This is a genomic window from Hoeflea sp. IMCC20628, from assembly GCF_001011155.1.
Lineage (GTDB): Bacteria > Pseudomonadota > Alphaproteobacteria > Rhizobiales > Rhizobiaceae > Hoeflea.
Map to the genome: position 1 here is coordinate 297,717 of NZ_CP011479.1, position 13,779 is coordinate 311,495.

A 13,779-nucleotide genomic window follows, 5' to 3' on the forward strand; every position below is an offset into this window, starting at 1 on the left:
TTATCCGTTGTTTGCTTTTGCCGCTTCCACACCCGCCTTGACGGCGGTTTCGGCCTGTTTGAGGCGCTGGCGGACGACGGAACGGCCCAAAATGGCCATGGAATCAAAGAGCGGCAAGGACCGCGAGGAGCCGGAAACGGCGATGAACAGCGGCGCCAGCAAATTGCGCAGCTTGATTTCGCTGCGCTCGGAGATGGCGCGCAGTTCTGCCTCGATAGTTTCGGCGTTCCACTCGAAGATCTTTTCGAGATCGGGCTGAACCGTCTGCAGGGTCACCAGAACGTCTTCGAGCGTGACCTTCTTGATCCGGGAAAAATCATCCGCCCTCAGTCCCAGGTCGCCCTTGAGCAGAAAGCCGGTGAGGTCAGGCAGGTCGGACAGTTTGGTGATGCGCGACTGCGCCAGCTTCATGCCTTCGCGGAAGCGGTCGTTTTCCTGGGCCCAGGCCATGACACGGGTCATGAATTCTTCCTCGGAAATGCTTTCGCGCAGCCAGCGGCCGTTGAGCCAGTCGAGTTTCTGCAGGTCGAAGATCGCGCCTGCCTTGGACAGGTTCTCAGGATCAAAATGGGAAACCAGCTGATCCATGGTCAAAAGTTCATCGCCCTCGCCGATCTGGATGAAGAACAGGCCGAGGAAGTTCATCAGCGCTTCGGGCAGATAACCCAGCGCGCCGTAATAGGAAATCGATGTCGGGTTCTTGCGTTTCGACAGTTTTGATTTGTCGGCATTGCGCATCAGCGACAGGTGCATGAACACCGGCGGCTCAAGGCCGAGATATTGATAGAGCAGAATGTGCTTCGGAACCGAGGACAACCATTCCTCGCCACGAGCCACATGGGTGATCTTCATCAGGTGGTCATCGACCACATTGGCCATGTGATAGGTCGGCATGCCGTCGGCCTTGAGCAGAACCTGCATGTCGACGGCGTCCCAGGGAATCTCGACTTCGCCATAGACGCCGTCCACGAACTTGCAGGCGCCTTCGGTGGGGATCTTCATCCGCACGACTGATGGCTCACCGGCAGCCATGCGGGCGGTGACTTCTTCCGCCTTAAGTGTCAGGCAGCGGCCGTCGTATTTTGGAGGCTTGCCGGCAGCGCGCTGTTCTGCGCGCATTTCAGTGAGCCGCTCCGGGGTGCAGAAGCAGCGGAAGCCGTGGCCGTTCTCGACGATCTGTTCGACATAGGGAAGGTAGGTGTCCTTGCGCTCGCTCTGCCGGTAAGGGCCATAGGGGCCGCCGACATCGGGGCCTTCCGACCAAGACAGGCCGCACCATTTCAGTGCGTCGAGGACTTTCTGTTCAAACTCGGGCGTTGAGCGCGCAGCATCGGTGTCTTCGATGCGCAGAATGAACTCGCCGCCGTGTTTCTTGGCCAACAGGTAATTGAACAGGGCGATATAGGCGGTTCCGACATGCGGTTCGCCCGTCGGAGACGGTGCAATCCGCACCCGCATTGCAGTGTTGGCCATGAGTCTTCGTCCGCTTCCAGGTCCGATTGAATGGTGCGCGCGGCGGCTGATGCCGGCTGCGATCGTTCACCGGATACGCTGCGGCCAAGCGAGGCGCGGCGGAGACCGGCAAGCGCTGCCTTAGGCCATATTGCGCCGGTTGCGTCAAGTATGAGCAGGGACGGTGCGGACCGGATTGAGAGCTTTGGAGAACTGCGGAGCGCTTTGTGGTTGTTTGAAATTTCTGATTTACGTACCTCAAATATTGGTCTAGAAGGCCGTCAGGAGGACGGATGCGACCAACAGTGCACGATATTGCGGCTGAAGCCGGGGTCAGTCTGGCGACCGTTGACCGCGTGCTCAATGGCCGTCCGGGTGTGCGGAAACCGACCGTCGACAAGGTGGAGGCGGCTGTCAGCCGGCTTGGCTATGTGCGCGATGTCACGGCAGCCAACCTAGCCAGAAAGCGGGTCTATCCGCTGGTTTTCATCGTGCCGGGCGGGCCCAACAGCTTCCTGCAGAATCTCACCGCCGAAATCACCGCAGCCGCGCAACGCTCGTCGGTCGAGCGCACCTCGATCCGGATCGAGACCGTGCCGCCGTTTGATCCCGGCGCCATTGTCAGCGTGCTGGGTGCGATCGATCCCAAAACGGTCAGCGGCGTTGGCCTAGTTGCCACCGACACCGCCGATGTGACGGACGCAGTCAACAGGCTGGTCGAGCAGGGCGTTCCAGTGGTGACGCTTGTCTCCGATCTGCCCGGCTCGCAGCGCATCCATTATTGCGGCATCGACAACATTGCGGCTGGCCGGACGGCCGCCAGCCTAATCGGGCGGTTTTGCTCCGGACGGCCCGGCAAGGTGCTGGTCGTCGCCGGTTCGATGAAGCTATCCGACCATGCTGAGCGGGCATCGGGTTTTGCCGCAGTGCTGGACGCCGAATTTCCGGATCTCGACATCATCGGACCGGTGGAAACCAATGATAATGCCGATACCGTTAGGCATAGCGTCGAGGCGGCGCTTGAGAGGGAACCGGAAATTGTCGCCATCTACAATCTCGGCGCCGGCAATCGCGGACTGATCGAGGCGCTGGCCAGGCACAAGCGTAAGCTGTCTGCTGTTGTCGCCCATGAGGTGACGCAGCATTCGCGCCAGGCGCTGGCAGATGGGGTGTTTGATGCCGTCATCAATCAGGATTGCGGGCACGAGGTGCGCAGCGCGATCCGCGTGCTCAAGGCGCGGGCGGACGGGCTGGACCCGCTGACGGCGCAGGAGCGCATCCGCATCGATGTTTTTCTCAGAGACAATTTGCCATGAACCCTGATGTCACCACCACCCTGTTTCCCAATGAAAGGACGTTCCGCCATGTATCTCGGACTTGATCTCGGAACATCTTCGCTGAAAGCGCTGTTGATCGATGCCGATCAGCGCATTCTCGGATCGGCCAGCGCGCCACTGACCGTTGAACGGCCGCATCCCGGTTGGTCAGAGCAGGATCCCGACAGCTGGATCACGGCGACGAAGGCGGCCTTGGCGAAACTTGCGAAAACCCATGCGGCGGAGCTTGCCAAGGTGCGCGGCATCGGCCTGTCGGGGCATATGCATGGCGCAACGACCATCGACAAGGACGGCAAGGTGATCCGTCCCTGCATCCTGTGGAACGACACGCGCAGTTATGAAGAAGCTGCAGCACTCGATGCCGATCCGCAATTCCGCCGGCTGACCGGCAATATCGTGTTTCCGGGCTTCACGGCGCCGAAACTGAAATGGATGGCGGCGAACGAACCCGAAGCCTTTGCGCGCGTCGCCAAGGTGCTTTTGCCGAAGGACTATCTGCGGCTGTGGCTGAGCGGCGAGAGCATTTCCGAAATGTCGGATTCGGCGGGCACTTCCTGGCTTGATGTCGGCAAGCGCGCCTGGGACGATGGTCTGCTTGCGGCCACCGGGCTTGATCGCAGTCAGATGCCGTCGCTGGTCGAAGGCACCGAGCGGGCCGGCGCCCTGCGCGCCGAAGCAGCTTTGGAGCTTGGATTGCCGGCTGGCATTCCGATTGCCGGCGGGGCGGGCGACAATGCGGCGTCGGCCTGCGGCATGGGTACGGTGGCCAACGGCCAGGCATTTGCCTCGCTGGGCACGTCCGGGGTTCTGTTTGCCGCGAACAACCGTTATCTGCCCAATCCCGACAGCGCCGTGCATGCATTCTGCCATGCGCTGCCGGGGACCTGGCACCAGATGGGGGTGATCCTGTCGGCAACGGATTCGCTGAACTGGCTGTCGGGCATCACCTCCACCGACCCGTCGGCACTCACAGCCGAGCTTGGCGACAGTCTTGTGGCGCCCGGATCGGTGTTGTTTTTGCCGTATCTGTCGGGGGAACGCACACCGCACAATGACGCCACCATTCGCGGTGCTTTCGCCGGTCTGGGTCATGAATCCGACCGCACCGCCATGACTCGCGCCGTGGTCGAGGGCGTAGCCTTTGCCTTCCGCGACAGCCTCGCGGCCCTTGCCCAGGCAGGCACATCGCTGTCGCGGGTGACCGCGATTGGCGGCGGGTCGCGGTCAGGCTACTGGACCCAAGCACTTGCCACCGTTTTGGGAATGCCTGTCGATATTCCCGAGGGCGGAGATTTCGGCGCGGCCTTCGGTGCTGCGCGGCTTGGCCTGATCGCCGCGGAAGCTGCCGATCCCTTCGCGATCTGCACGCCACCGGCTACCGCCAAAACCATTCACCCCAAACGCGATCTCGCTGCCGGTTTCGACGAAGCCTATCAGCGCTATCGCGCGCTTTATCCCGCAATCAAAGGAGCCATGTCATGAGTACTGGATTTTTCGGCGACATCACGTCCATCCCGTTTGAAGGGCCTGACAGCACAAACCCGCTTGCCTTCCGGCATTACAATCCCGATGAAATCGTCATGGGCAAACGCATGGAAGACCATTTGCGCTTTGCGGTGGCCTATTGGCATTCCTTTACCTGGCCCGGCGGCGACCCGTTTGGCGGCCAGACCTTTGAACGGCCATGGTTCGGCGATTCGATGGATCAGGCGCGGCTGAAGGCCGACGTCGCCTTCGAGATGTTCGCGCTGCTCAAGAATCCCTATTTCTGCTTCCATGATCTCGATGTGCGGCCCGAGGGCGATACATTTGCCGAAAGCCGACGCAACCTCGAATCCATCGCCGACTATTTCGAAGGCAAGATGGCCGAGACCGGCACCAAGCTGTTGTGGGGCACCTCCAATCTGTTCTCGCACCGGCGCTTCATGTCGGGTGCGTCGACCAATCCCGACCCGGATGTGTTTGCCTATTCGGCCGCGACCGTGAAAGCCTGCATGGACGTGACCAAGCGGCTCAACGGCGAAAACTATGTGCTGTGGGGCGGCCGCGAAGGCTACGAGACGCTGCTCAACACCGATATGGGCCGCGAGCTTGACCAGATGGGCCGCTTCCTCAATCTGGTGGTCGAATACAAGCACAAAATCGGCTTCACCGGCACCATCCTGATCGAGCCGAAGCCGCAGGAACCGACCAAGCATCAATATGATTATGACGTTGCCACAGTTTACGGCTTCCTCAAGCGCTATGGCCTCGAAAACGAAGTCCGGGTCAATATCGAGCAGGGTCACGCCATTCTCGCCGGCCACTCGTTCGAGCATGAACTGGCCACCGCGCGGGCGCTTGGCATTTTCGGCTCGATCGACATGAACCGCAACGATTACCAGTCGGGCTGGGACACTGACCAGTTCCCCAACAATGTGCCGGAAATGGCGCTGGCCTATTACGAAGTTCTGCAGGCCGGCGGCTTCACCACCGGCGGCACCAACTTCGATGCCAAGCTGCGCCGCCAGTCTATTGACCCGGAAGATCTGCTGGCCGCCCATGTCGGCGGGATGGATTGTTGCGCCCGCGGTCTGAAGGCGGCGGCGAAGATGGTCGAGGACAAGGCGCTGTCGTCCTTTGTCGACGCCCGCTATGCCGGTTGGGATGGTGCACAGGCCAAGGCGATGCTGGATGGATCGATGTCGCTCGACCAGATTGCTGCGCGGGTGGAAGCGGAAAACATTGACCCGCAGCCGAGATCCGGCAAGCAGGAATGGCTGGAAAATGTCGTCAATCGCTATGTCTGAATGATCTTATAGAGGGCTGCGGCGGTTCTAATTTGCGGGCCGCCGCAGCCCAATTTACTTCCGGCAATTGCGCCGCGATGCACTCTGGCGTAAATCAACGGCTTCACCCGATAAAGAATGTCCGAAGGAAGCCTCGCCATGCAATTTGCCCGCCTGAACGGTGTCGTCCTCCATCATCAGGTGATCGGTGCGGCACCTGATCGCCCGACCATCGTCTTTTCCAATTCTCTCGGCACGGATTACCGTATCTGGCGCGATGTGATTGTCCGCATGGTCGGCGATTACAGCATCATCGCCTATGACAAGCGCGGGCATGGCTTGTCGGAAGCGGGTGATGGCCCGATCACCATGGACGATCACATCGATGACCTGATCGCGCTGATCGAACATTTCGAAGCCAAGGATGTCATTTTGTGCGGCCTGTCGGTCGGCGGAATGATCGCGCAAGGGCTTGCTGCCAAGCGGCCGGATCTGGTCCGGGCGCTGATCCTGTGTGACACCGGTCACAAGATCGGCACGCCGGATATGTGGAACGCGCGGATTTCCGCAATCACCGAGCAAGGTATTGCCTCGATCTCCGATGCGATACTCGAACGCTGGTTCACCACGGAGTATCGCAGCGCCGACAATGCCGAATTCAGCGGTTACCGGATGATGCTGGAACGCACCCCGGTGGAAGGCTATGTCGGCACCTGTGCGGCGATCCGCGACAGTGATTTCACACAGTCGAGTTCCGAACTGAGCCTGCCGGTGATTTGCGTGGTTGGAACAGATGATGGTTCCACTCCGCCGGCGCTGGTCGGTGAACTGGCACGGCTCATTCCCGGTGCGATGTATCAGGAGATTCCTGGAGCCGCGCATCTGCCGTGCATTGAGAAGCCGGTGGAACTGAGCGAGACCATCAAGGCCTTCATCGAGCGGCTTCCGGCAGCCTGACGTTTCTCTCTCGCGACACCAACCCTCATCGGACTTGCCATGACACGTGAATCTTTGCCTCAGGCTCTGGCCGGGCGGTTTTCCGCCGATTTTCTGTTCGGCGTGGCGACGGCGTCCTATCAGATCGAGGGCGCGGTTGAGGCCGATGGCCGCAAGCCGTCGATCTGGGACGCGTTTTCGCACATGCCGGGCCGGGTCAAGGGTGGCGACACCGGCGATGTTGCCTGCGATCACTACAACCGGCTTGAAGTTGATCTCGATCTGATGGCGGAGCTGGGTGCAAAGGCCTATCGCTTTTCGCTGGCCTGGCCGCGGCTGCTGCCCGATGGCGCCGGGGCGATCAATGAACCCGGTTTCGAGTTCTATGATCGCCTGCTTGATGGCCTCAAGTCCCGCGGCATTAAGGCATTCGCAACGCTGTATCACTGGGACTTGCCACTGGCGCTGATGGGCCGCGGCGGCTGGACAGACCGCGACACCGCCGAGGTTTTTGCGGATTATGCGCGAATCGTCACCCGGCGTCTGGGCGACCGGCTGGACACGATCACCACCTTCAACGAGCCATGGTGCTCGGTCTATCTGGGGCATCTGATGGGCGTTCACGCGCCGGGAGAGAGGTCAATCGAAGCGGCAATGGCGGCGCTTCATGTCACCAATCTGGCGCATGGCCTTGGCGTACAGGCAATCCGGGCCGAACGGGCAGAGCTTCCGGTCGGCATCGTGCTCAATGTGATGAGTATCATGGCCGCAAGCGACAGCGATGCCGACCAGAAGGCAGCGGAGCGGGCCAATGATTTCCACAATGGGGTGTTCTTCGGACCGCTGTTTGAAGGGGCTTATCCGCAATCTGTGCTTGATGGTTGCCCTGACCTGGTTTGCCTCATCAAGGACGGCGATCTCGACACAATCCGGCAGCCGCTCGATTTCTGGGGACTGAATTACTACACGCCGATGCGGGTGCGCGATGACGCAGAGTCAGAGTTTCCGCACATAGCTGGGGCGCCGGCGGTGAGGCCCGAGAAAACCGACATCGGTTGGGAAATCGAGCCGCAGGGTCTCTCTAATGTCGTCAGATATCTCTATGGCCGTTACACGCTGCCGGAGTTCTACATCACCGAGAACGGCGCTGCCGACAACACCGGGGTGGAAAACGGCGCGGTCAGCGACACGATGCGGCTCGATTATATTTCGACCCATCTTGCTGTCGTTGCCGATCTGATCGGCGAGAACTATCCATTGAAAGGCTATTTCGGCTGGAGCCTGATGGACAATTTCGAATGGGCTGAAGGCTACTCGATGCGTTTTGGACTGGTGCATGTCGACTACTCGACGCAGACACGTACCATCAAGCAGTCTGGCTATTGGTACCGGGATCTGATCGCGACGCACAGCGGTAGCTGATGGAGTGATTTTACGGCTGATGGGGGCGGAACCAGCATCGCAGCATGGCGTTATCGGGCTGACATTCAGCCGGAGTCGTTGTCATGGATCAAGCCGTCATCCCCTTTGATTGGGCGCGCATGCTGTTGGGCGATGCGCCGCCGTCGTTTCTCTTCGAAATCCTGTTCCGTACCGTCGTCATTTACATCTACACCTTTGGCCTGATCCGATGGATCGGTGGCCGCAGCATTTCGCAATTGTCGCTGGTCGAGTTCTTGCTGGTGATTGCGCTCGGGTCAGCGGTCGGAGACACGCTGTTTTATCCTGATGTGCCGCTCCTTCATGCGATGCTGGTCATCACCGTCATTGTGCTGATCAATAAGGGACTGGATTTCCTGATCCTGCGGTCCGACACCGCGCAAAAGGTGATTGACGGAAAGCCTGACTGGATTCTGCAGGACGGGCGGCTCAACACCGAGCAATCGTCAGACCGGGGCATGGGCAAGGCCGAGGTGCTGGCGATGCTCAGGCTTGAAGGTATCCGCAATCTCGGCGAGGTCGAGAACGCCTTTCTTGAAGCCAGCGGCAGCCTCAGCGTGTTCCGCACCAGCAAGCCGATCGCTGGAATGCCGATCGTGCCGCCGCATGAGATATGTCCTCTGCCACGCGTCGACCCGACGTCCCAGGACGGTGGTTCCGGCAGCCTGTGCTGCATGGACTGCGCGTTGCTTCGAACCGGCAGTGAAATCTCCTGCCAGAACTGTGGCGGCGAGGATTGGACACCCGCAACAATAGCTGATGCCAAATCGTCGTGATGCTGTTGCCGGTCAGCGCACCACGAAGCCGTGGGCGAAGGGATCTTCCTCGTCATCGATGGTGATGGTGTTGAGCCCGGTTTCCACGGCCCATCCGGCGATGGAGGGGATGATGGCGGGTGTGCCGGCAACATCGACTGCGGCCTCGACACGGCCGTGAAACAACGAGCCGATGATGCTTTCATGGACGAAATCATCGCCTGGCTTGAGCTTGCCCTGAGCCGCCCACTGCGCCATCCGTGCCGAAGTGCCGGTGCCGCAAGGCGAGCGGTCGATGGCCTTGTCGCCATAGAAGACGGCGTTGCGGGCATGGGCTTCGGCTCGGGTTGGCGCGCCGGTCCAGAGAATATGGCTCAGTCCGCGGATATCGGGATGCTCGGGATGGATGAACTCATTCTCATCATTGATGTTCTGCCTCAGCGCCGGGCTCATGCGGACCAGATCGGCGGCGGAGAAGTTGGCGATGTCGGAAAAATTCTCCTGCGCATCGACGATGGCGTAGAAATTGCCGCCATAGGCAACGTCGACGGTGATATCGCCCAATCCTTCGCAATAGGTCTTGATGTTGCTTGAATGTAGAAAGGCAGGAACATTGGTCAGCCGGACTTCGGTGACTTTGCGGCCTTTCATCTGATAACGGGCGATGATGCGGCCGGCTGGTGTGTCGATGGCCACAACGCCGGGCTCGCGCGGGCTGACCAGTCCGTTCTCGATCGCCATGGTCACCGTACCGATGGTACCGTGGCCACACATCGGCAAGCATCCCGAGGTCTCGATGAACAGGAAGGCGATGTCGCAATCATCCCGTGTCGACGGATAAAGGATTGTGCCGGACATCATGTCGTGGCCGCGTGGCTCGAACATCAGTCCGGTGCGGATCCAGTCATAGTCTCTGAGAAAATGCGCCCGGCGTTCGAGCATGGTGGCACCGTCCAACTGCGGACCACCGCCGGTGACGACACGCACAGGGTTGCCGCAGGTATGGCCGTCGATGCAGAAGAAACGGTTGCGCGCCATGGCGTGTTCTCCGGAAAGATTGTCAGAAACGGTCGGGCCGGCAGGCGGAAATGTCAATAGAGGGGAGCTTGCCATCAACAAGATCGGCGATCAGCCGTCCCATGGCTGCGGATTGCGTCAATCCGAGATGGCCATTGCCGAAGGCGAGCAGCACGGATGGATCTTCAGGAAGCGCGCCGATCACCGGCAGACTGTCGGGCAGCGAGGGCCGGAACCCCATCCATTCGACTCCACCCGTGGTTTTCAGTCCCGGCAGAAAACCGGCAGCCTTGTCGAGCATGGCTTTGCAGCGCGCATAATTGGGCGGCAGGTTGAGCCCGCCGAGTTCCACGGCACCGCCAACCCGCACGCCGGTCTCCAGCGGCGTCATGACGAATCCATGATTGCTGAAGATCAACTGACGCTTGAGATCGAATGCGCCCGGCGGCAGGGTCGTGTTGTAACCGCGCTCTGTGTCGAGCGGAATGCGCAGCTTGGTCACCTTGTTGATCAGCCGTGTAGACCATGATCCGGCGCAGACGACGATCCGGTCCGCCGCGCGCGTGGTTCCATCGGCCAGCCGGACGGATGGGCCGGTTTCGGAGTGCTCCAGCCCCGATACTTCTGCCTTTTCGAAAACGGCGCCGCAGCTTTCGGCATGGGCCCAGAGCGCCTGCGCAAAGCGCTGCGGTTCAGAGACGGTCTTCCAGCCGGGCACGAAGGTGCCGGCGACAAAGCGTGGTGACAGGCCGGGCTGCAGTTCGGCCAGTCGGGCACCGCGGACATGCTCGAATGCAATGCCTGCCTGTTCCCGCTGCTGCCAGCCATCAGAATGGGATTTGAATTCCGCTTCGCTTTCATAAAGTTCCAGCGAGCCGTCATGCCGTATTCGGCCAGCCATGCCGGCGCGGTCGACCAGCGCCATCATTTCGGATTCGGCCAGTTGCATCAGTGCGGTCTGCATCGCAATCGAGACCTGCTGGCGCGCGGGCAGGCTGGCTTTCCAGAATTGCCACAGCCACGGCGCCAGCCGTGGCAGATAGGATGGCCGGATCGACAGCGGACCAAGCGGATCAAGCAGCCATTTCGGCGCCTTGAGCAGGATTTTCGGCGATGCCAGTGGCATGATGTCGGAGAACGCAAGCGCCGCCGCATTGCCCTTGCTGGTTTCCTCGGCAATGCCGGATCGGTCGATCACGGTGACGGCGTAGCCCTGTTCGGACAACAGGGCGGCCGTGGCGATGCCGACAATGCCTGCGCCGACGATGACAATCCCGTTTGCTGAGCTGTTCATGCCTCGTCTCCGCTGGCCCGCGCCTTCTCCATGCCGGCCAGCATCTGCCGCTGGCGCATGCGGAAGCGTTCACGATCGTCCTCGCTGCGGCTGTCGTAGCACTGCGGGCAGGAGACGCCGTCCTCATAGAGCGGAGACGCTTGTGCCTCCGGCGAGATCGGGTTGCGGCAGGCGCGGCAGAGAATTTCGTCGCTTTCGCGCAGTCCGTGAGTGACGGCAACACGTTCATCAAAGACAAAGCAGGAGCCCTGCCACAGGCTGTCTTCTTCCGGCACCTGCTCGAGATATTTCAAAATGCCGCCCTTGAGATGGTAAACATTCTCATAGCCCTTGGCGCGCATGAAGGCTGTTGCCTTCTCGCAGCGGATGCCGCCCGTGCAAAACATCGCGACAGGCTTGCTTTTGTCTTCCAGACCGGCGTTTTCCACCCAGCCCGGAAATTCTCGGAAGGTGTGGGTTTCAGGATTGATCGCGCCTTTAAAGGTGCCGATGCCGACTTCGTAATCATTGCGGGTGTCGATGACGATGGTGTCGGGATCGGAAATCAGCGCGTTCCAGTCCTTCGGGTCAACATAGGCGCCGACGTCCTCGAGCGGATCGATGTCGGGCACGCCCATGGTGACGATCTCGTTCTTCAGGCGGACCTTCATGCGCCGGAACGGCATTTTGTGGGCGCTGCTTTCCTTGTGCTCCAGTGTCTCGAGACCGGGAATCTGGCGCAGATGCGCCAGCACGGCGTCGATTGCCGTGCGCGAACCGGCGATGGTGCCGTTGATGCCTTCCTGCGCCAGCAGCAAGGTGCCTCTTACGTCCATGTCACGGCACAGCTCCGCCAAGGGCGGTTGCAGTGCCTCGTGGCCGGCAAGCCGGGCGAAATGGTAGAGCGCAGCAACCACGACCGGCTGGTTGGGAGCAGGGGATATTTGACGTGTCTTCATGCTTGCGGGAATAGCGCGTCCACGGGTTTCAGGCAATCGGGCAGTGCGTCTCACCTTACTTGTTTGATGCTGCGTGCCAACGGATGGTTTTTGACTGATAACGGGCATGCATTGCTTCAATCGTTGCCGCGCTGTTTGCGCGTTTGACTGAGCGGGCGGCGCTCTCGCAGCATGGACAAGCATACGACGAAGGGCTATTCCGTTCACTTCAATTGATGACGTAGAAGGACCAGCGCCATGGCTGACAAGACCCAAGCCCTCATTTCCATTTTGAAATTGCAGCCTGTGGTGCCAGTGCTTGTCATCAAGGATCTCGCCCATGCGGTGCCACTGGCGCGTGCACTGGTGGCGGGTGGTCTCAAAGCGATCGAGATAACGCTGAGAACGCCGGTGGCGCTGCGCGCCATTCGAGCCGTTGCCGATGAGGTCGAAGGCGCGGTGCCGGGCGCCGGTACAGTGCTCAATGCGGCCCAGTATCATCAGGCAGTTGAAGCCGGGTCGCAGTTCATTGTTTCGCCGGGAACGACGCAGGAACTGCTTGATGTGGCCCGCAAGTCGCATGTGCCATTGCTGCCAGGTGCTGCAACGGCCAGCGAAGTGATGGCGCTGCGGGAAGAAGGCTATGGGGTTCTCAAGTTCTTCCCCGCTGAACAGGCGGGCGGTGCGGCCTATCTCAAATCGCTGTCGTCGCCGCTGGCCGGCACCCTGTTCTGCCCCACCGGCGGGATCACCCCGAACAATGCCCGCGATTACCTGTCCCTGCCCAATGTCGTGTGCGTTGGCGGATCCTGGGTTGCCCCGGCTGCACTGGTCGAAGACGGCGATTGGGAAGGCATCACGCGGCTGGCTAGGGAAGCCTGCCAGCTGTCAGTCCAGGGATAATTTCAGCAAGCTGCTGTGTCCGCGACTGGATCGCTCTGCCTGGCTGACCCGTTGGATCCGTGTAATTTGGTGTCGCGGTTTGAAAGCCGATCTGGCTCTTCCTATGTGATATTGAGCGGCTGGACAGGCCTGCCGCGTTCCGGAAGACAAGGACCAATTGCCATGTTTGATGCCAAAGCCCTGCTTGACCAGTTTCTCGGCTCCAATATTCCCGGCACTGAAGGGACCGTGCGTGACAAGGCCAGTCAGGCGACTGAGCTTGCCAAGAACAACCCGCTTGCCACGGGCGCCATCGCCGCAGTGTTTCTTGGAACCGGTGCCGGGCGTGCCCTGGGCGGATCGGCGTTGCGGCTTGGCGGCATGGCTGCAATCGCGGGACTTGGCTATCAGGCGTGGAAGAACTATCAGGCCGGCAATGCCCCGCAGGGCGGTGAAGCTGCGGCCGAACCGGAATTGCTGCCGCCTCCTTCAGATTCCGAGTTTTCGGTTGAGCCGGCTGCAGTCGAGAACGATTTTGCACTTTCGCTGGTCCGGGTGATGATTGCGGCAGCGCGCGCCGACGGTCATATCGATGACGCCGAGCGGGCGCGTATTCATGACAAGCTGGCCTTGTCCGGCCTTGGCCAGGACGCGATGAGTTTCCTTGACGAGGAATTGTCCCGGCCCGTCGATATGGACAGCATAGTCGGTGCGGCGACGAATGAAGCCCAGAAGGTCGAGATGTACACCGCGGCGCGCCTTGCCATCGAACCTGACAGCCGAGCGGAACGCGGTTTCCTCGATCTGCTGGCCGGCAGGCTGGGGCTTGCCGATGCTCTGGTTGATCACATTGAGGCAACGGTGTCCGCAGCCAAGGTCTGATTGTTGCCAGCCGGCAGCACTGCATGGTTTGTTCCTTGCCGTGTTGAACGGTGCATTGAGCAAGCGTCACGCTTGCCCGCCTCACCAAAGCGGCTAATG

The 13,779-nt window shown here is 60.6% G+C and carries 12 protein-coding genes; 8 read left to right on the forward strand and 4 right to left on the reverse strand.

All coding sequences use genetic code 11. From position 1 onward, the window contains the following. On the reverse strand, positions 1-1,473 hold the full coding sequence (gene gltX, locus IMCC20628_RS01385; RefSeq protein WP_047028709.1) for a glutamate--tRNA ligase: 1,473 nt from the start codon (positions 1,471-1,473) through the stop codon (positions 1-3). Positions 1,474-1,745: 272 nt separating this feature from the next. Between gltX and IMCC20628_RS01390 the strand changes: the two genes are divergently transcribed. The 6 genes from IMCC20628_RS01390 (at position 1,746) to IMCC20628_RS01415 (ending at position 8,709) form a co-directional block, all read left to right on the forward strand. Continuing rightward, the gene (locus IMCC20628_RS01390) at positions 1,746-2,768 is read left to right on the forward strand and encodes a LacI family DNA-binding transcriptional regulator (RefSeq protein ID WP_047028710.1); all 1,023 of its coding nucleotides are present in this window, start codon (positions 1,746-1,748) and stop codon (positions 2,766-2,768) included. A gap of 48 nt (positions 2,769-2,816) precedes the next feature. Continuing rightward, positions 2,817-4,271: a xylulokinase gene (gene xylB / locus IMCC20628_RS01395; RefSeq protein ID WP_047028711.1), complete on the forward strand. Its 1,455-nt coding sequence runs from the start codon at positions 2,817-2,819 to the stop codon at positions 4,269-4,271. Continuing rightward, positions 4,268-5,578 carry a xylose isomerase gene (gene xylA / locus IMCC20628_RS01400; protein WP_047028712.1) on the forward strand — a complete coding sequence of 437 codons (1,311 nt, stop codon included), beginning with the start codon at positions 4,268-4,270 and terminating at the stop codon, positions 5,576-5,578. Before xylB ends, xylA begins: the two co-directional genes overlap by 4 nt. A 138-nt stretch (positions 5,579-5,716) precedes the next feature. Next, complete coding sequence (gene pcaD, locus IMCC20628_RS01405; RefSeq protein WP_047028713.1) at positions 5,717-6,514, forward strand: 3-oxoadipate enol-lactonase; 798 nt, start codon at positions 5,717-5,719, stop codon at positions 6,512-6,514. Between the two features lie 39 nt (positions 6,515-6,553). Beyond that, a complete protein-coding gene (locus IMCC20628_RS01410) occupies positions 6,554-7,915 on the forward strand; it encodes a GH1 family beta-glucosidase (protein ID WP_047028714.1) in 1,362 nt (453 codons plus the stop codon). 83 nt (positions 7,916-7,998) lie between these two features. Next, positions 7,999-8,709 carry a YetF domain-containing protein gene (locus IMCC20628_RS01415; protein ID WP_052766251.1) on the forward strand — a complete coding sequence of 237 codons (711 nt, stop codon included), beginning with the start codon at positions 7,999-8,001 and terminating at the stop codon, positions 8,707-8,709. Positions 8,710-8,721: 12 nt separating this feature from the next. Here the strand turns inward: IMCC20628_RS01415 and IMCC20628_RS01420 are convergent, their stop codons facing one another. From IMCC20628_RS01420 to IMCC20628_RS01430, 3 genes are read right to left on the reverse strand one after another with little or no spacing between them, the layout of a single operon-like run. Then, positions 8,722-9,726 (reverse strand): 4-hydroxyproline epimerase, encoded by a 1,005-nt coding sequence (locus tag IMCC20628_RS01420; protein WP_047028715.1) that lies wholly within the window; start codon positions 9,724-9,726, stop codon positions 8,722-8,724. A gap of 22 nt (positions 9,727-9,748) precedes the next feature. Further along, positions 9,749-10,999, reverse strand: a complete 1,251-nt coding sequence (locus IMCC20628_RS01425; protein ID WP_047028716.1) for an FAD-binding oxidoreductase — start codon at positions 10,997-10,999, stop codon at positions 9,749-9,751. Next, the gene (locus IMCC20628_RS01430) at positions 10,996-11,937 is read right to left on the reverse strand and encodes a rhodanese-related sulfurtransferase (protein WP_047028717.1); all 942 of its coding nucleotides are present in this window, start codon (positions 11,935-11,937) and stop codon (positions 10,996-10,998) included. The genes IMCC20628_RS01425 and IMCC20628_RS01430 overlap by 4 nt, the downstream gene beginning before the upstream one ends. A gap of 237 nt (positions 11,938-12,174) precedes the next feature. Between IMCC20628_RS01430 and IMCC20628_RS01435 the strand changes: the two genes are divergently transcribed. Further along, complete coding sequence (locus IMCC20628_RS01435; RefSeq protein WP_047028718.1) at positions 12,175-12,819, forward strand: 2-dehydro-3-deoxy-phosphogluconate aldolase; 645 nt, start codon at positions 12,175-12,177, stop codon at positions 12,817-12,819. A gap of 162 nt (positions 12,820-12,981) precedes the next feature. Beyond that, positions 12,982-13,680 (forward strand): tellurite resistance TerB family protein, encoded by a 699-nt coding sequence (locus IMCC20628_RS01440; RefSeq protein WP_047028719.1) that lies wholly within the window; start codon positions 12,982-12,984, stop codon positions 13,678-13,680. Positions 13,681-13,779: the final 99 nt, after the last annotated feature.